This window comes from Burkholderia sp. BCC0398 (assembly GCF_902833245.1).
Taxonomy (GTDB): Bacteria; Pseudomonadota; Gammaproteobacteria; order Burkholderiales; family Burkholderiaceae; genus Burkholderia; species Burkholderia sola.
In genome coordinates, this window is sequence record NZ_CADFEM010000002.1 from 108,949 (window position 1) to 126,250 (window position 17,302).

At 68.2% G+C, this 17,302-nt stretch carries 20 protein-coding genes; 6 read left to right on the top strand and 14 right to left on the bottom strand.

Going from position 1 to position 17,302, the window contains the following annotated elements; translation table 11 throughout:
• Positions 1-14 precede the first annotated feature (14 nt).
• The gene (locus HWX76_RS04335; RefSeq protein ID WP_050011722.1) at positions 15-1,175 is read left to right on the top strand and encodes an MFS transporter; all 1,161 of its coding nucleotides are present in this window, start codon (positions 15-17) and stop codon (positions 1,173-1,175) included.
• A gap of 179 nt (positions 1,176-1,354) precedes the next feature.
• Here the strand turns inward: HWX76_RS04335 and fahA are convergent, their stop codons facing one another.
• From fahA to HWX76_RS04360, 5 genes are read right to left on the bottom strand one after another with little or no spacing between them, the layout of a single operon-like run.
• Positions 1,355-2,659, bottom strand: a complete 1,305-nt coding sequence (fahA, locus tag HWX76_RS04340) for a fumarylacetoacetase (protein WP_176015554.1) — start codon at positions 2,657-2,659, stop codon at positions 1,355-1,357.
• The gene (hmgA, locus tag HWX76_RS04345) at positions 2,656-3,990 is read right to left on the bottom strand and encodes a homogentisate 1,2-dioxygenase (RefSeq protein WP_124555680.1); all 1,335 of its coding nucleotides are present in this window, start codon (positions 3,988-3,990) and stop codon (positions 2,656-2,658) included. The genes fahA and hmgA overlap by 4 nt, the downstream gene beginning before the upstream one ends.
• 16 nt (positions 3,991-4,006) lie before the next feature.
• The gene (locus tag HWX76_RS04350; protein ID WP_050011725.1) at positions 4,007-5,365 is read right to left on the bottom strand and encodes an aromatic acid/H+ symport family MFS transporter; all 1,359 of its coding nucleotides are present in this window, start codon (positions 5,363-5,365) and stop codon (positions 4,007-4,009) included.
• Positions 5,362-5,592 (bottom strand): DUF2783 domain-containing protein, encoded by a 231-nt coding sequence (locus HWX76_RS04355; protein WP_050011726.1) that lies wholly within the window; start codon positions 5,590-5,592, stop codon positions 5,362-5,364. The genes HWX76_RS04350 and HWX76_RS04355 overlap by 4 nt, the downstream gene beginning before the upstream one ends.
• 28 nt (positions 5,593-5,620) lie before the next feature.
• Positions 5,621-7,273, bottom strand: a complete 1,653-nt coding sequence (locus HWX76_RS04360; RefSeq protein ID WP_176015555.1) for an FAD-dependent oxidoreductase — start codon at positions 7,271-7,273, stop codon at positions 5,621-5,623.
• A 361-nt stretch (positions 7,274-7,634) separates the two neighbouring features.
• Between HWX76_RS04360 and HWX76_RS04365 the strand changes: the two genes are divergently transcribed.
• Complete coding sequence (locus HWX76_RS04365) at positions 7,635-8,438, top strand: EAL domain-containing protein (RefSeq protein WP_050011728.1); 804 nt, start codon at positions 7,635-7,637, stop codon at positions 8,436-8,438.
• 175 nt (positions 8,439-8,613) lie between these two features.
• On the opposite strand, the gene HWX76_RS04370 is transcribed toward HWX76_RS04365, so the two are convergent.
• Both HWX76_RS04370 and HWX76_RS04375 read right to left on the bottom strand, forming a co-directional pair.
• Positions 8,614-9,024, bottom strand: a complete 411-nt coding sequence (locus HWX76_RS04370) for a GFA family protein (protein ID WP_050011729.1) — start codon at positions 9,022-9,024, stop codon at positions 8,614-8,616.
• Positions 9,025-9,169: 145 nt separating this feature from the next.
• Positions 9,170-9,961 (bottom strand): IclR family transcriptional regulator, encoded by a 792-nt coding sequence (locus HWX76_RS04375; protein ID WP_050011730.1) that lies wholly within the window; start codon positions 9,959-9,961, stop codon positions 9,170-9,172.
• Between the two features lie 176 nt (positions 9,962-10,137).
• Between HWX76_RS04375 and HWX76_RS04380 the strand changes: the two genes are divergently transcribed.
• Positions 10,138-11,325 carry an acyl-CoA dehydrogenase gene (locus HWX76_RS04380; RefSeq protein ID WP_050011731.1) on the top strand — a complete coding sequence of 396 codons (1,188 nt, stop codon included), beginning with the start codon at positions 10,138-10,140 and terminating at the stop codon, positions 11,323-11,325.
• Between the two features lie 122 nt (positions 11,326-11,447).
• Here HWX76_RS04380 and HWX76_RS04385 read toward each other — a convergent pair whose 3' ends face one another.
• Entirely contained in the window at positions 11,448-12,086 is a 639-nt protein-coding gene (locus HWX76_RS04385; protein WP_006476788.1) for a peroxiredoxin, read from the bottom strand.
• Between the two features lie 317 nt (positions 12,087-12,403).
• Between HWX76_RS04385 and HWX76_RS04390 the strand changes: the two genes are divergently transcribed.
• The 3 genes from HWX76_RS04390 to HWX76_RS04400 all read left to right on the top strand — a co-directional run bounded on the left by HWX76_RS04390 (position 12,404) and on the right by HWX76_RS04400 (position 13,703).
• Positions 12,404-12,706 carry a YqjD family protein gene (locus HWX76_RS04390; protein WP_006494044.1) on the top strand — a complete coding sequence of 101 codons (303 nt, stop codon included), beginning with the start codon at positions 12,404-12,406 and terminating at the stop codon, positions 12,704-12,706.
• A gap of 120 nt (positions 12,707-12,826) precedes the next feature.
• Entirely contained in the window at positions 12,827-13,216 is a 390-nt protein-coding gene (locus HWX76_RS04395; protein ID WP_050011732.1) for a phage holin family protein, read from the top strand.
• A 43-nt stretch (positions 13,217-13,259) separates the two neighbouring features.
• The gene (locus tag HWX76_RS04400) at positions 13,260-13,703 is read left to right on the top strand and encodes a DUF3318 domain-containing protein (RefSeq protein ID WP_050011733.1); all 444 of its coding nucleotides are present in this window, start codon (positions 13,260-13,262) and stop codon (positions 13,701-13,703) included.
• Positions 13,704-13,755: 52 nt separating this feature from the next.
• Here HWX76_RS04400 and HWX76_RS04405 read toward each other — a convergent pair whose 3' ends face one another.
• From HWX76_RS04405 to nrdR, 6 genes are all read right to left on the bottom strand, one after another.
• Positions 13,756-14,202 carry a type IV pilin protein gene (locus HWX76_RS04405; protein WP_124593900.1) on the bottom strand — a complete coding sequence of 149 codons (447 nt, stop codon included), beginning with the start codon at positions 14,200-14,202 and terminating at the stop codon, positions 13,756-13,758.
• Entirely contained in the window at positions 14,199-14,726 is a 528-nt protein-coding gene (locus HWX76_RS04410; RefSeq protein WP_176015610.1) for a pilus assembly protein, read from the bottom strand. Before HWX76_RS04410 ends, HWX76_RS04405 begins: the two co-directional genes overlap by 4 nt.
• A 143-nt stretch (positions 14,727-14,869) precedes the next feature.
• Positions 14,870-15,703: a PilW family protein gene (locus HWX76_RS04415; protein WP_089488189.1), complete on the bottom strand. Its 834-nt coding sequence runs from the start codon at positions 15,701-15,703 to the stop codon at positions 14,870-14,872.
• Positions 15,693-16,094, bottom strand: a complete 402-nt coding sequence (locus HWX76_RS04420) for a hypothetical protein (RefSeq protein ID WP_080334150.1) — start codon at positions 16,092-16,094, stop codon at positions 15,693-15,695. The genes HWX76_RS04415 and HWX76_RS04420 overlap by 11 nt, the downstream gene beginning before the upstream one ends.
• A 5-nt stretch (positions 16,095-16,099) precedes the next feature.
• The gene (locus tag HWX76_RS04425; protein ID WP_050011737.1) at positions 16,100-16,663 is read right to left on the bottom strand and encodes a GspH/FimT family pseudopilin; all 564 of its coding nucleotides are present in this window, start codon (positions 16,661-16,663) and stop codon (positions 16,100-16,102) included.
• A 153-nt stretch (positions 16,664-16,816) separates the two neighbouring features.
• Positions 16,817-17,296 carry a transcriptional regulator NrdR gene (gene nrdR, locus HWX76_RS04430; RefSeq protein WP_050011738.1) on the bottom strand — a complete coding sequence of 160 codons (480 nt, stop codon included), beginning with the start codon at positions 17,294-17,296 and terminating at the stop codon, positions 16,817-16,819.
• Between the last annotated feature and the right edge of the window lie 6 nt (positions 17,297-17,302).

Here is a 17,302-nt window from a genome sequence, read left to right on the forward strand (position 1 = left end):
TAGCATCGCGGCCGATGAAAGCCATTCTCAATCGCGATTTCCTCGCGCTGATCCTGAGCGTCGCGGTCGTCGGCCTCGGCACCGGCGCCACACTGCCGCTCACCGCACTTGCACTGACCGAAGCCGGGCACGGCACCCACGTCGTCGGCATGCTGACCGCCGCGCAGGCCCTCGGCGGCCTCGCGGTCGTCCCGTTCGTCACCGCGCTCGCGCGGCACATCGGTGCGCGCCGCGCGATCGTCGTGTCGGTCGTGCTGCTCGCGGCCGCCACCGCGCTGATGCAGTTCACGTCGAACCTGATCCTGTGGGGCGTGCTGCGCGTGCTGTGCGGCGCCGCGCTGATGCTGCTGTTCACGATCGGCGAAGCGTGGGTCAACCAGCTCGCCGAGGATTCGACGCGCGGCCGCGTGGTCGCGATCTACGCGACCAATTTCACGCTGTTCCAGATGGCCGGCCCCGTGCTCGTCAGCCAGATCGCCGGCGCGACGAGCCTCCGCTTCGCGCTGTGCGGCGCGCTGTTCCTGCTTGCGCTGCCGACGCTCGCGACGATCCGCCGTGCGCCGCTCGCCGGCGACGACGCGCATCACGAAGCGCACGGCCGCTGGCTCGACGTGCTGCCGCGCATGCCCGCGCTGATCATCGGCACCGGCTTCTTCGCGCTGTTCGACACGCTCGCGCTGTCGCTGCTGCCGCTCTATGCGATGGATCACGGCGTCGCGAGCGCGACCGCCGTGCTGCTCGCGTCGATCATGCTGTTCGGCGATACCGCGATGCAGTTCCCGATTGGCTGGCTCGCGGACAAGCTCGGCCGCGAACGCGTGCACCTCGGCGCGGGCTGGATCGTGCTGGCCGGCCTGCCGCTACTGCCGTTCGTGATCGCGAATCCGTGGCTGTGCTGGCCGCTGCTGTTCGTGCTCGGCGCGGCGGCCGGCAGCATCTACACGCTGTCGCTCGTCGCGTGCGGCGAGCGTTTCCGCGGGGCGGCGCTCGTCACCGCGAGCTCGCTCGTGTCGGCGTCGTGGAGCGCCGCGAGCTTCGGCGGCCCGCTGGTGGCCGGCGCGTTGATGGAGCAACTGGGCAGCAACGCGCTGGTCGGCGTGCTGGTCGCGTGCGTGGCCGCGTTCGTTGCGGCCGCGTTGTGGGAGGGACGCGCAGCGGTGCAGCGCGCGGTCTGATGCAAATTGGCGTTGGCGTTGGCGTTGGCGTTGGCGTTGGCGCGCAGCACCATGCACCGATACGCCTCGGCCCGCTCGTGCCCGTCCCGCGGTCAACGAAAAACGGCCCGCGCAACGCGGGCCGCCCTGTCCTTCCGGACGACGCGTAGCCTACACGTAACGTCCGGCGCTGCGATCCGTCACGCGCCGCGCGCCGGCAAAATCCTGCCTACACACGCGCCGAAGCCGACGCGATAGCCGTCGCCCTGGCACCAGCCGGCGAGCGTAAGCTCATCGCCGTCCTCGATGAACGTGCGGCTGCCGCCGCCGTTCAGCGCGACCGGCTCCTTGCCGTTCCATGTCAGTTCGAGCAGGCTGCCGAACGAATCCTTGGTCGGCCCGCTGATCGTGCCCGAACCCATCAGGTCACCCACGCGCGTGTTGCAGCCGGCGACCGTGTGATGCGCAAGCTGCTGCGCCATCGTCCAGTACATGTGCCTGAAGTTCGTGCGGCAGATCGACGTCGCGTCGGCCGCGCCCTCCGCCCGCAGCGTCACTTCCAGCGCGATATCGAACGCATGCTTGCCCGCATGCCGCAAATACGCGAGCGGCTGCGGCGACTGTTCCGGCTGCGCGACGCGGAACGGTTCGAGCGCGTCGAGCGTGACGATCCATGGTGAGATCGTCGTCGCGAACCCCTTCGAGTTGAACGGGCCGAGCGGCACGTATTCCCACTGCTGAATGTCACGCGCGCTCCAGTCGTTCAGCAGCACCATCCCGAAGATATGCGCTTCCGCGTCCTCGCACGCGATCGGCTCGCCGAGCGCGTTGCCCTTGCCGACGATGAAGCCCGTTTCCAGTTCGATGTCGAGCTTGCGGCACGCGCCGAACACCGGACGCTCCTGGTCGGGCAGCTTCAGTTGCCCGTTCGGGCGCCGCACCGGCGTGCCGCTCACGACCACCGACGACGCGCGGCCGTTGTAGCCGATCGGCATCTCCGACCAGTTCGGCAGCAGCGCGTTCTTCGGATCGCGGAACATCGAGCCGACGTTGGTCGCATGCTCCTTCGACGAATAGAAATCGGTGTAGCCGGGGATGTCGACCGGCAGATGCAGCGTCGCGTCGCGCTGCGCGACGAGCACCTGCGCGCGCAGCGCCACATCGTCACGCAGCGTCGCGTTGTCGCGCGAGAACAGCGCCGACAGCTGCACGCGCACGCTGCGCCACGCGTCGCGGCCGAGCGCGATGAACGCGTTGAGCGTCGGCGCGGCAAATACATCGGCGCCGGCCGGCAGCGTCACGAGGCCCGCACGCGCGAGCGCCGCGAGATCGACGATCTGGTCGCCGAGCGCGACGCCCGCACGGCGCGCTCCCTGCTTCGCATCGCTGAAGATCCCGAACGGCAGGTTCTGGATCGGGAAATCGCAGGCGGGATCGTTCGCGGTATCGATCCAGCTCTTGCGAGCCGGGTCGAGCGTCGCGCGCCAGTCTTGGGTATCGCTCACTTTTGCTCCGGATTGAAGTGTTTCTTGATGCCTTGCCAGCATTCGAAGTAGTCGGCCTGCAGCTGCGCGGTGTCGAGCGCGTAGCGCGTCGGCCGGATCAGCGTGCGGGTTTCGAACATGAACGCCATCGTCGCGTCGACCTTGTGCGGCTTCGTCGTGTCGCTCGCCGACGCCTTCTCGAACGTGTCCGCATCGGGCCCGTGGCCCGACATGCAGTTGTGCAGGCTCGCGCCGCCCGGCACGAAGCCCTCGGCCTTCGCGTCGTACGCGCCGTGCACGAGCCCCATGAACTCGCTCGCGACGTTGCGGTGGAACCAGGGCGGGCGGAACGTATCCTCGGCCGCGAGCCAGCGCGGCGGGAAGATCACGAAATCGATCGTGTCGACGCCCGGCGTGTCGCTCTGTGACTGCAGCACGAGGAAGATCGACGGATCGGGATGGTCGAAGCTGATCGAGCCGATCGTGTTGAACAGGCGCAGGTCGTATTTATACGGCGCGTAGTTGCCGTGCCACGCGACGACGTCGAGCGGCGAATGGCCGATGTCCGCGCGCCACAACCGGCCGTTCAGCTTCGCGATCAACTCGAACGCGCCTTCGCGATCCTCGTACGCGGCCTGCGGCGTCAGGAAGTCGCGCGGGTTCGCGAGCCCGTTCGAGCCGATCGGGCCGAGATCCGGGAGGCGCAGCAGCGCGCCGAAGTTTTCGCAGATGTAGCCGCGCGCGTCGCCATCCGGCAGCGCGACGGCAAAACGCACGCCGCGCGGAATCACCGCGATCTCGAACGGCTCGACGTCGAGCCGGCCGAACTCGGTCGCGATGAAGAGCCGCCCCTGCTGCGGCACGATCAGCAGCTCGCCGTCCGCGCTGTAGAAGAAGCGGTCCTGCATCGACCGGTTGGCCGCATACAGGTGGATCGCGCAGCCGTTCATCGCCGCGGCCGACCCGTTGCCGGCCATCGTCACGAGGCCATCGACGAAATCGGTCGGCTCGACCGGCATCGGCAGCGGATCCCAGCGCAGCTGGTTTGGCGGCGTCGGCGGCACGTCGGTCGAATCGCCGAATTCCGACACGAGCCGCTGCGTGCCCGCGTACGGCTCGAACGGTCGGTGCACGGCGGCCGGACGGATCCGGTACAGCCACGAACGGCGGTTGTGGCCGCGCGGCGCGGTGAACGCGGTGCCCGACAGTTGCTCCGCGTACAGCCCGTACGGCGCGCGCTGCGGCGAGTTGCGGCCGTGCGGCAGCGCGCCGGGCAGCGCCTCGGTCGCGAATTCGTTCGCGAAACCGCTCAGGTAGCCGGCGGTCGCCGGTTTCGACAGGTCAAGCGTCATCGTTTTCCTTTCTCCATCAATTCATCGCGGCGTTCGGCGCCAGCGCGCCGTTGCGCCGCGTCACACCGGCCAGGCCCAGCACGAACAGCGCCGAGCACAGCACCGGCACCGCGGCCGCGTGGAACAGCGCGCCGTTGGACCAGTTGAGCGCAATCAGTTGTCCGCCGACGAGCGGCCCGAGCACCGAGCCGATCCGGCCGATGCCGAGGCTCCAGCCGATGCCCGTCGAGCGCAGCGACGTCGGGTAATACTGGCCCGCGAGCGCGTTCACGGCCGGCTGTCCGCCGACCACGCAGAAGCCGCCCGCGAACACGACCACCAGCAGCCACGGCAACGCATGCGCGACCGAGCCGATCAGTCCCACCGACACGGCCGCGCACGCGAAGCAGGCGAACAGCACGCGCACGAAGCCGTAACGTTCGATGAACCAGCCGAGCGACAGCGTGCCGATCACGCCGCCCGTCTGCAGCACCGTGCCGACGATCACCGCCGTGCCCGGCGAATAGCCGGCTTCGCGCATCACGGTCGGCAGCCAGTTCGACAGGAAGTACAGGTCGATCAGGTTCATGAAGCTGATCGACCACAGCAGCAGCGTGACCGGCAGGCGGCCATGGCGGAACAGCTCGGCCACCGGCGCGCCGCTCGCCGCACGTTCACGCACGACGAGCCGCGTATTCGCATCGATGCCGGCTTGCGGCGCGAACCGTGCGAGCCAGTCGCGCGCCTGCGCGACGCGCCCTTTCAGCACCAGGAACTGCAGCGATTCGGGCAGCCGCGCGACCATCGCGATCGTCAGCACGAGCGGCACCGCGCCGCCGACGAAAAACACCGAACGCCAGCCGAGCGCCGGAATCAGCGCCGCGCTGATGAAGCCGCCGATCGCCGCGCCGAGCGTGAAGCCGCACGACACGATCATCATCCGCTTCACGCGATGCGTGGCGGGGCTGAACTCGCCGACCAGCGCCATCGCGTTCGGCATGATGCAGCCGAGGCCGAGGCCCGTGACGAAGCGCAGCGCCATCAGCACGGGGATCGAGCTCGCGAACGGTGTCGCGAGCATCGTCACCGCGAAGAACAGCGTCGAGCCGATCAGCACCGGGCGCCGCCCGATCCGGTCGGCCAGCACCGACAGCCCGAGCGCGCCGAGCAGCATCCCGAACAGGCTCGCGCTGAACACGGGGCCGAGCGCCTGCTTCGGCACGCCCCATTCGGCGATCACGCTCGGCGCGACGTAGCCCATCGCCTGCGCATCGAAACCGTCGATCACGAGGCACAGCCCGCACAGCGCGAGCAGCATCGCGTGAAAGCCCGGGCGATGGGTCTCGTCGATCACGCGCTCGACTTCGAGCACGCGCGTATCGGCCGCCGCGCTCATTGCTCGACCTCGGCGGCCGGATGCACGGGCGGCGTCACGCCCTGGCGCGCGAGCGCCATCGCTTCGCGCAGCACGTCGGCGTCGCCGACCTGGTTCGCGAGCAGCAGGATCAGCTTCGCGTTGACGAGCTGGCTGTCGGCATCCGACAGGTCGCGATGCATGTCGATCAGCGCTTCGTAGAACGCGTCGGGGTCGGCCAGGCGCGGGCGGGTGTCGAGTGGGGGCATGACGGTGTCTCCGGTGTCTTTATCGTATTCAGCGTGCGCAGGTCGCGCGCGCCAGTGCGTCGGCGATCGCCTGACGGTCGAGCGTGCGCGTGCGTGCGCACACGTGCTGGTCGGGACGCAGCAGGTAGAACGTGCCGGGCTGCGCGTCGTAGCGCCGCGCGGCGAGGCCGTCGACGTCCTCCACGACGTCGATGCCGGCCACCGGCTGCGCGTGCCCGGCCGGCACGACGAGGACCGGCCGCACCGGCAGCGCGAGGCCGTCGACGGCCTGCGCGAGCGCGGCCGCGTCGCCCGGCAAGCCGAACAGCACGCCGGTAAAGCCACCGCACAGATGCTGCAGCAGCCAGCCCGGCGCACCCTGCACGCGCACCGGCGCATCGGCCGCCGCCGCGCCCGGCCGCATCGCGCCTGCAAACGTGTCGCCGTTGCGGTCCGGCGTGTTGAGCGGCGAATCGGCCAGCACGGCCGGCACCGACAGGCGCCCGCTGTTCACCAGCTTGCGCGCGAACTCGCAGTCGCGCGCAAGCTTCAGCGTCGCATCGCGGAACACGCGCGACACCGCGCTCTTCGGCGTGATGAAGTCGGTCGAGCGCGTCGAGTTGCGGATGTTCTCGTCGGCCGCGAACTCGCGCTCGCTTGCATAGGTGTCGAGCAGGCGATCGTGTGCACGGCCGTCGAGCACCAGCTTCAGCTTCCACGCGAGGTTGTCCGCATCCTGCACGCCGCTGTTCGCGCCGCGCGCGCCGAACGGCGACACGCCGTGCGCGGAATCGCCCGCGAACAGCACGCGGCCGTGGCGGAACGTGTCCATCCGCTGGCAGCGGAACGTGTAGACGCTCACCCACTCGAGCTCGAACTCGACATCCGGCCCGAGCAGCGCCCGCACGCGCGGAATCACGCGCTCCGGCTGCTTCTCGGCGACCGGATCGGCATCCCAGCCGAGCTGGAAGTCGATGCGCCACACGTTGTCCGGCTGGCGATGCAGCAGCACCGACTGGTTGCGGTGAAACGGCGGATCGAACCAGAACCATCGCTCGGTCGGAAACTCCGCCTTCATCTTCACGTCGGCGATCAGGAAGCGGTCCTTGAACGTGCGGCCGCGGCTTTCCAGGCCCATCATCGTGCGCATCGGGCTGCGCGAGCCGTCGGCCGCGATCACGTACTGCGCGCGCAGCGTCGCGACGCCGTCCGGCGTCTCGATCGTCAGCACCGCGTGTTCGGCCGACTGGTCGACGCCCGTCACCTTGTGCTTCCAGCGGATGTCGATGTTCGGCAGTTCGAACGCGCGATCGGCCAGATAGCCTTCGACGTAGTACTGCTGCAGGTTGATGAACGCCGGGCGCGCATGCCCTTCCTCGGGCAGCAGGTCGAACGCGTAAAGCTGCTCGTCCTGCAGGAACACCTTGCCGACGTGCCAGCTCACGCCCTTGTCGACGAAGCGCTCGCCGCAGCCGAGCCGGTCGAAGATCTCGAGCGTGCGCTTCGCGAAGCAGATCGCGCGCGAGCCGGTCGACAGCGTGTCGTCGTCGTCGAGCAGCACGACCGGCACGCCGTGCTGAGCGAGATCGATCGCGGCCGCGAGGCCCACCGGGCCCGCGCCGACGACGATCACCGGGTGGACGGCCGCGTCGTGCACGCGGGCGCGGTACTCGAATTTCAGCGTCTGGTAATCGATGCTCATGGTCGCCATCCGCGCGTCAACCGCGCCGTGCGCGCACCGCCGCGCCCGTCGTCCCGTCCGTCTGCCGCCGGCGCGTGCGCCCGCCTGTCCTGTCAACCGCCACGTCTCGCTCCTTGCTCCTGTTGATTCTTGAACGGCGCCGTTTCTCGGCGCCTGCCTGCCGCGTTTCTTGATCGGCGACAAATCCTGGATTTACGAATAGTAAAACCAATTACGAATAGTGAAATCAACGTAAACCCTGATCGCGCGCTCGGGAACGGGATAACCATATGAGTGAAACGGCAAGCCGAGCGCGGCGCGCACTGCTAATATCAAGTCAACGAGGCGGCCCTTTCGGCCGCCATTTTTCCTTTTCACGCCGATGATTCCGCCTACCATCCCCGAGCTGGTCACCCGTGCCGGGCAACTGCCGTATCTGCGGGAGCACCTCGCGCTTGCAGAAGGCGGGACCGCGTGCGCGAACCTGCCCGAGCGCACGCTCGCCAGCGCGTACGAGCCGATCTACGACGTGACGATGCCCGGCTCGCCGCAATCGACGTCGTTCGCCGACGCGATCGAGCGCTACGGCGACGAGCTCGGCTTTCAGGCCGTCACGCTCGTCACCGGCGCGCAGCACGATCCGGTCGACGCGGCCGTCGACGACCAGACGCTGGTCGCGATCGACCGCCTGTCGCGCGCGCTGCACGCGATCAATTTCTTCGGCGCGCAGCGCCACGGGCTGCTGTTCCTGCGCGTGCACGAGCGGCTGCTCAAGAGCGTGAAGTACGACCACGGCAAGCATTTCTCGTCGGTGCTGCAGCGCTTCGGGCTGCCGACCGAGCGGATCGTGATCGAGCTGCCGGCGGTCGCGGTCGCCCACAAGACGTTCCTCGGCTACCTGACGCGCAGCTACCAGCATCACGGTTTCAAGGTCGCGGACAAGCTGCCCGACCCCGGCCGCATCCTCGCGGTCGAATCGGATATGGCGCGCCCCGACTACATCAAGATGGATGCGGGCATCGCATTGCGCGACGGGATGGTCAAGGCGCTCGTCGCCTATGCGCAGCGCGTGCGGATTCCGCTGATCTTCGACGGCGTCATCGACGAGACGCAGTGCGAGCTGCTGCGCCAGCACGACGTGCGGTTCATGCAGGGGCCGGTGTTCGCGAAGGTCGTGACGGTCTGAGGGATCGGCGGGGAAGGCGCCCGGGAGCGGCACGCCGGATGGCGGACTCCGGTGTCGTGTTGCTCAGGGAACCGGGTTTCAGCACGTAACGTGGCGCGGCGGCCAGTTCCTTGTTCGTTCGTTCACGCAGAAAGGTCGAAGGCGCTTGTGCGCGCGCTCGACACCGATGTGCGGCCTATTCTCTACCACCGTCGTCGTACTTCGGTAGATCGTCGTCGATCCCGATGCCCGGGAAACGGTCGCCGTACCAGACGTGCCACGCCGGACGCAGCCGCGACGGCTCGTCGAGCGTCGCGTAATTGATCTCGACCGTCCGCGGCGCGTCGGCGCGCCGGTATTCGAGCTGCGCGCCGCAACGGCCGCAGAAGCGCCGCTCGCCCCATGCGCTCGACGCGTAGACGGCCGGTTCGCCCTGCAGGTATTCGAATGCGTCGATCGGCACCGATGCCGATGCGACGACCGCCGCGCCGGTCGTGCGCTGGCAGAGCCGGCAGTGGCAAAAGCCGGCATCGGTCGGAACGTCGGCGATACGGTAGCGGATCGCGCCGCACGCGCATCCGCCTTCCATCGGTTCGGGGTGCGCCATGGCAGGCCTCGTCGTCGGGAAGCAGGCGAACGATGATGAGCGCGGTTCGCCCGTCGCGCAATACGCGACGGCAACGCGTCCGCTCCCCGCACTCGCCGCGAACAAACCGGTTGGCGCGCGACGGCAACACCCGCGCGATGGTTGCTCAGACCGTCTGCCCGAGCCGCTGCGCGAGCGCCTTCAGTCGCGGCCCGACCTGCATGCGAAACACGTCCTCGTCCATCGACGATGCGGGGCCGCTGCAGCTCAGGATCAGCCAGCGCCCCTCGCGCGGCTCGCGAAATGGGACGGCCGCCGCGTTCACGTCCGTATGCCACGCGCGGAACGAATAGCAGCATCCGCCTTCGGAGAACTCGGCCACCGCGTGCTGCGCGGCCACGACGAGTGCATCGGCGTCGGCCGCGCCGCCGGCCGCGCGATGCAGTTCGGCATAGAGCGCGCGGCGCACGTCCTCCGGCTGCACGGCCAGGTATGCGCGCCCCATCGAGCTCGTCAGCATCGACAGCCGCGAGCCGGGCGCGAGCCCGAGCGTCAGCGCGGTCTCGCTGCGGATCGTCTCCAGATAGATCATGTCGAGCCCGTCGCGGCAGCCGAGCGACACGGCCGCGCCGATTTCGCGCGCGAGCGCCTGCATGTGCGGCCGCGCGAGATCGATCGTCCCCGAGCCCGACAGCAGCGCGTAGCCGAGCGACAACACGCCGGCGTCCAGCGCATACTTTCCGAGCGTCTCGTCGTAGCGCAGATAGCCGAGCACGGTCAGCGTATAGGCGAGCCGGTTCACCGTCGCCTTCGGCAGGCCCGTGCGTTCCGCGAAATCGCGGTTGCCCAGCATCGTCTCGCCGGGCCGGAAGGCGCGCAGCAGGTCGAGCCCGCGCGCGAGCGCGACGACGAACTTGCGCTCGTCGATGGGGGTGTCGTCGATGGTTGAAAGTGTCATCCGGTGCTACACTGAGGTCGATTTGCAAAACATTGTTCCGCATAGCGGAACGCAAGTCAAGCGAACTTCAGGTATCAGCCCGGAGCAAGCGCCGAAGCGCCAACTCGGGCCGACCGCAAAGCATGGGGCCCGAGTAAGCGCTGAAGCGCTAACTCGGGCCGACAGGAGATGAGACGATGAGTGCTGCAACTTTTCATTGGGACGATCCGCTGCTGCTCGACCAGCAACTGACCGAAGAAGAGCGGATGGTCCGCGATGCCGCGCAAGCGTACGCACAGGACAAGCTCGCGCCGCGCGTCACCGAAGCGTTCCGCCACGAACGCACCGACGCGGCCATCTTTCGCGAAATGGGCGAGGTCGGCCTGCTCGGCCCGACGATTCCCGAGGAATACGGCGGCCCCGGCCTCAACTACGTGAGCTACGGGCTGATCGCGCGCGAAGTCGAGCGCGTCGATTCGGGCTACCGGTCGATGATGTCGGTGCAGTCGTCGCTCGTGATGGTGCCGATCTTCGAATTCGGCTCCGACGCGCAGAAGCAGAAATACCTGCCGAAGCTCGCGACCGGCGAATGGATCGGCTGCTTCGGCCTGACCGAGCCGAACCATGGCTCCGATCCGGGCAGCATGGTCACGCGCGCGAAGAAGGTGCCGGGCGGCTACTCGCTGTCCGGCGCGAAGATGTGGATCACCAACTCGCCGATCGCCGACGTGTTCGTCGTGTGGGCGAAGCTGGAAGAGAACGGCAAGGACGCGATCCGCGGCTTCATCCTGGAGAAGGGCTGGAAGGGCCTGTCGGCGCCGGCGATCCACGGCAAGGTCGGGCTGCGCGCGTCGATCACCGGCGAGATCGTCCTCGACGAGGTGTTCGTGCCCGAAGAGAACCTGATGCCGAACGTGAGCGGCCTGCGCGGCCCGTTCACCTGCCTGAACTCGGCGCGCTACGGGATCGCATGGGGTGCGCTCGGCGCGGCCGAGTCCTGCTGGCACACCGCGCGCCAGTACGTGCTCGACCGCCAGCAGTTCGGCCGGCCGCTCGCCGCGAACCAGTTGATCCAGAAGAAGCTCGCCGACATGCAGACCGAAATCACGCTCGGCCTGCAAGGCGTGCTGCGCCTCGGCCGGATGAAGGACGAAGGCACGGCGGCCGTCGAGATCACGTCGATCATGAAGCGCAATTCATGCGGCAAGGCGCTCGACATCGCGCGGCTCGCGCGCGACATGCTCGGCGGCAACGGCATCTCCGACGAATTCGGCGTCGCGCGCCATCTCGTGAACCTCGAAGTGGTCAACACGTACGAAGGCACGCACGATATCCACGCGCTGATCCTCGGCCGCGCGCAGACGGGCATCCAGGCATTCTTCTGACGATCCGGCCATCACGCGGACGGCGGCGATGCCGCGCACGCGCCGCCAGGTAAAAGGCCCGCCCGGCATCGCTGCCGGGCGGGCCTTATGTCATCGGAGCCGCGGCTCCGGGCCGCCGATGCTTACTTGTTCGGCTGCGGCGTCAGGCGCAGATACGGACGCACCGCGTTGAAGCCCTTCGGGAAGCGTTTCTTCAGCTCTTCAGGATCCTGCAGCGACGGCACGATCACGACGTCATCGCCATCCTTCCAGTTGCCGGGCGTCGCGACCTTGTAATTGTCGGTCAGTTGCAGCGAATCGATCACGCGCAGCACTTCGTCGAAGTTGCGCCCCGTGCTGGCCGGATAGGTGATCGTGAGCCGCACCTTCTTGTTCGGGTCGATCACGAACAGCGAACGCACCGTCAGCGTTTCGTTCGCGTTCGGGTGAATCATGTCGTACAGCTGCGACACCTTGCGGTCCGCGTCGGCGATGATCGGGAAGCCCACGACCGTCGACTGCGTTTCGTTGATGTCGTTGATCCAGCCCTTGTGCGATTCGACGCCGTCGACCGACAGCGCGATCACCTTCACGTTGCGTTTCTCGAATTCGCCCTTCAGCTTCGAGGTCAGCCCGAGTTCGGTCGTGCACACCGGCGTGTAGTCGGCCGGATGGGAGAACAGCACGCCCCAGCTGTTGCCGAGCCACTCGTGAAACTTGATGGTGCCCAGGCTCGATTCCTGCTCGAAATCCGGTGCGATGTCACCAAGACGCAGACTCATGATGTTCCCTCCTCGAACGATGCTGGTTGAAACCGCGCGCCGGACAGCGCGGGGCAGTCCATCAGCTTACGGGAAGCCATGGGTCGTGCGAACGAATATTCCGTTTGATATTCATACTTTTTTGTCATTTTTACCCGGCGTCGTGGCAGGACGGTGGGCGGCAAGGGAAACTTTTCAATCCTTTGTCGCTCTGTTCATGATTACAAGTCGTTTACCATGCAGTCTTGCGCGGCCGCCGTGTGTCTTCCCGGCTCGCCAGCAGGCAGGGGTTTCGCTACGATGTGAACCTGCAGCATGACAGCACGAAGGGAGTTGCAATGTCGGAAATCAACAAGGAGAAACTGATGTCGGATATCAAAACCGTTCTCTCGGACGCCGAAGACCTGCTCAAGCAAGCAGCGAGCAGCACGGGCGACCGTGCGGCCGAGCTGCGCGAGAAGGCCATGTCTCGCCTGAAGCAGGCCAAGGAAAAGGCTGCCGACGTCCAGGTCGTGGTGGTCGAGAAAGGCAAGAAGGCCGCGCGCGCGACCGACGACTACGTGCACGAGCATCCGTGGACGTCGATCGGCGTGGCCGCCGGCGTCGGCGTGCTGATCGGCTTGCTGATCAACCGCAAGTAACGCGCTCTGCGCCGTTTCGTCCCGCGGGCCGCGTCGCGCGGCCCGCGGGCGTCGAAGCCAGCCGGCCTGCGCCGGCCGGCTTGGTCCTAGCTGCTTAGTGCACGCGCAAGCCTCTCATCCATGACGACAGACACCTCCTCGCAGCCGTCCGGTCAAGGACCGCTGCGCCGCCTCGTCGGCTCCGCGATCGGCCTTCTGCAGACGCGCCTCGAACTGGTGGGCATCGAGCTTGCCGAGGAGAAGGAGCGCCTGATGGGCGTGCTGTTCCTCGGCCTCGCCGCGATGATGCTCGCGACGATGGCGCTCATCAGCCTGACCGTGTTGATCGCGATCGCGTTCTGGGATACCTACCGCTGGCAGGCGCTCGCCGCGATCACCGCGCTGTATGCCATTGGCGGCATCGCATGCGCGCTGAAGGCGCGCTCGGGCCTGCGCGACGCGCCGACCGTATTCGAGGCGACGCTCGCCGAGCTCGAGAAAGACCGCGACCTGTTCCGCGGCAAGCCGTGAGCGCCCTCGCGCTCGTCCCTTCCACCTACTTCGCCGACGCGCCATGAGCCAGAACATCACGGGCAATCCCTCCCGCTCCCATTCGTCGCGATCGAACTGGAGCGCGTCGCAGCACCGCGCGCTCCGCAAGGAATTGCTGATCCTGCGATCCGAAGTCGAGCGGCTCGAATTTGCGGAGGCCGCCGCCGAAATGCGCCACGCCGTCACGCGCTTCAGCTGGCTCAAGGTGTTCATCCCCGGGTTGTCGACCAGCAGGTTCGGCCAGTCGGCCAAGAACCTGAACGCAAGCCTCGGCCAGCTCGTCAACCAGTATCCGATGCTGAGTTCGCTCGCATCGCTCGTGCTGGCGAAACCCGTTCGCTCGCTGCTGCGCGCGAGCACGGGCCCCGCGTTGAAGTGGGGCACGCTCGGCTTCGCCGCATGGGAGGTCTACCGGATCTGGAAGCAGTCCCGCGACGAGCGCGGGCTCGACCCACGCGACGACTGACCGTCGGCATCCCGCGCGCGGCCATGCGCCGCTGCGCACCCTCCTGGCGAACTCAGCGCAGGCCCCAGCAGACAGCGCCCGGTTCGTCGACACCTTCGCTTCCTGCATTGCCTTTCGTCCCGTCCGAGCGCAGCGTGAACGTGCCGCATGCATCGTCGCGCATCGGCCCGGTGTCGAGCGGCGTCGCCGCCAGTTCGTAGCTCACCGGCGAGTCGTCGCCATCCGGCCGCCCGAGCGTCAATCGATACACGGCATGCCCGTCCGGCGGCGCCTGCGCGAGCGCGTCCGGCAACGCCGCGGGCGGCGCGCCGTCCAGCGTTTCAAGATATTGGGCCGCACGGTACAGCGCGGACACCGCCGACGCGCGGTGAACCCGCACGACATGCTCGCGATACGACGGGATACCCCACCCGGCCAGCACCGCGACGATCGCGAGCACGATCATCAGCTCGATCAGCGTGAAGCCGGCCGCTCGGCACAGCGGCAGGCGGCCGTTCATCGAAGCACCGCCGCGACACGACGCCAGCGCAGCACGACGACGTGGCCGTCGCGTATCGCGACCTGGTGTTGCAGCCACACGGCGCTCGACGCGTGCGCGCCGACGCCACGCGCGGTGACAAGGTAAGCGCGGTCGCCGGCCTGCGCTGACGGACGCCGCCACGCCTCGATCAGGCATCGCGGCGGTTGCGCGGCCATCGGCCATTCGGCGAAAGGCGCGAACGCTTCGGCAGCCGCCAGCGGCGGCATGCGCCGCCAGGCGTCGGGCTCCGCATGCGAGTCGCTTTCGTTCACGTACGGTGCCGAGCTGCGCAACAATCGCGCGGTGCACGCGGCCAGCGCGGCATCGGCCGCGTGGAATGCGATCAGCCGATCCGACAACGCACGGGTGCGGCGCGACTCCGTCAATGCGGCGTCGAACCATGTGCCGGTCAGTGCCGCGACTGCTGCGCCGACCGCGATCACCGCGGGCAATGCAAGGCCTGCATCGCGACGCCACGCGCGGCGAGCGGGCCGGAAACGCATATGGGGCTCGCGCGGGGTCATCGCCTGAACGCCGACGCATGCGGCCTGCTGCGGGTCGCCTCCGCTCGCGACGGTGCGCTCGGGCGCGTGGCCTCTCTCGATGCATCGCGAGATGTCGTCCCGCACGCACTGTGCTGCGCCGCTCATCGCGCCACCTCGCTTGCTCGGGTTGCATCATGTAACGCAGCGTCGGGTGCGAGCGCGACGTTCCGCAACGCGACGATGCGATCGAGCGTCAAACGTGCGCGGCCGTCCGATGCAACGGCGGCGCGGCCGTCGCAGTCGATATGCGGCGTCGGTTCGCGCATCGGCTCGCCGCGCGCCCGCACGCAGACATGCACGGCCACGACCTCGCGCCAGTCGTCCGCACGCATCGCATCGGCGTCGACGAACTGCGTGGCGCCGCGACGCAAATAGCGCAGGCGCAACTGATCGATTCCCGCCGCGACAGGCTGCGGCGTGCCCGGACGGCCGCTTCCTTCGCAATACAGTTCGGGCTCGCCCGTCGACGGGCTGACATGCGCATCGAAGCGATTCTCCACCGGCGCAGCTTCGCCCGGCTCGCCGACACCCTGCCCGAGGCAATCCGACGTCTGGCCGTTCACCGTCGTCCACGTCGATACCGCATCGCCGACATACCGGACCAGCAACGCGTCCGACGACAGGCGCACGGGCTCGCAGCGCACCTGTGCGCCGCTACCCCGCACGCGCGCCGCCGAACACCCGAACACCGGCGGCAACGACGATGGCGCTTGTGCATCGAGCGGCAGGAATCCTGCCATCTGGATCTGTTGACCGATCAGCATCAGCGCGGTCGCTGCCGCGTCGCGCATCCTGAACCCGTCTTCCGCGCGCCGCTGCGCAATGCGCTGCGCGTGGTACAGCGCACCGGCCGCCGCGAGCACGAGGAGCCCGACGGTCATCGCGATCAGCACTTCGAGCAGCGTATGGCCACGCGTACGGCGATCAGCGTTCATCGCCCGCCCGCTCGCGAAATGGAATGCGGACACACGACGGCGGCCGCGTCGACATTCCCGCGCCATCGCAGCGCGCCGACGCGCGTCCATCGCCGCCCCGCCACCGGACAACCGCGTAGCGCACACCGCCCGGCCCGCCGTCGAGCATCATCGCGCCGCCCGGCAACGAGGCGGCCGCGAGCGCCGCGAGACCGTCGCCGGCCGCCGCGGGAGCATGCAGACGCTCGATACGCGCATCGGCCAGCCACAGCGCGCGTTCGCGCCAGATCGTCGCGCGCTGCGCACGCGCCATCGCGAGCTGGCTGCCGGCCACTGCGAGCATCACGGTGGCGAGCAGCGCGATGGCCAGCGTCGCCTCGATCAACGACGTCCCGCGCATGGCATTGCGCATCGCGATCACGCCGCGTCGCAGCGGCCGGCGACCAGCCGCGCGCGACCGCCTGCCGCAATCCGCACGCAACGCGACGCGCGCGCGTCGTCGGCGCCGGACACGCTGCGCCGTGGACGCACCTCGAAACGCCGGATGCCGCCGATCGACTGACCGACCGGCGGCGCAAATGCGAGCTCATGCGCGGCGCCCGCGACGGCCACTTCGGCATCGCGCGGGTAGCGTCGCAGCACACGCGACTGCCCGTCGACTTGCCCGCTGACGATCCAGTCGCACGACCATTCGGCCGGATCGCATTGCTCACCGGCACGCAGACAGGCGCCGTTGCGCCCGGCGCGGCACAGCGTGACGCGCGCGCCGAGACGCGTTGCCTCGGCACGCGCAAACGACAGCGCACCGAGCAGCGCGCGCGAACGGGCATCCACGCGTTCGCGCATGCGCCACTGGTCGAACGTGGGCACCGCATAGAGCGCGAGCCCCGCTGCCAGCGACATGGCGACCATCAGCTCGACGAGCGTGAATCCGCCCGACCGTTGCACCACATTCTTAAAGGGTTGAGCGCCCGGTTCCATCGCAATCGTCCTCCGCCACGGTGATGCGACGACTGTAGCGGCGCGTGCGGATGTGCGCCATTGGCCGAACGGCCGACTGGCGACATGCGATCGCAACCGACACAATCGGCGCAAATCGAACCAATGGAGCAGACGATGAACGAACGCAGCGCGTCAGCGCTTACGTGGGGTCTTGGCGGGAGAGGCGCGACGGAACTCTTCGATCACGTCGGCAAATTCGGAAACGTCCTCGAACTGGCGATACACCGATGCGAAGCGCACATAGGCGATCGTATCGAGGCCGCGCAACTCGTTCATCACGAGTTCGCCCAGCTTCTCGCTACGCACTTCGCGCTCGCCAGTCGCGAGCAGTTGATACTCGATGCGGGCGACCGCCGCGTCGATCGCGTCGGCGGCAACCGGCCGCTTGCGCAGCGCGAGTTGCATGCTGGCGACGATCTTGCGACGGTCGAATTCCGTGCGGCTGCCGTCCTTCTTCACGACGAACGGCAGGGACAACTCGACCCGCTCGTACGTCGTGAAACGCTTGTCGCAAGCCGAGCAGCGCCGGCGCCGCCGAATCGCGGCGCCATCTTCGGACACGCGCGAGTCCACGACCTGCGTGTCGTCATGCCGGCAGAACGGGCAGCGCATCGGCGA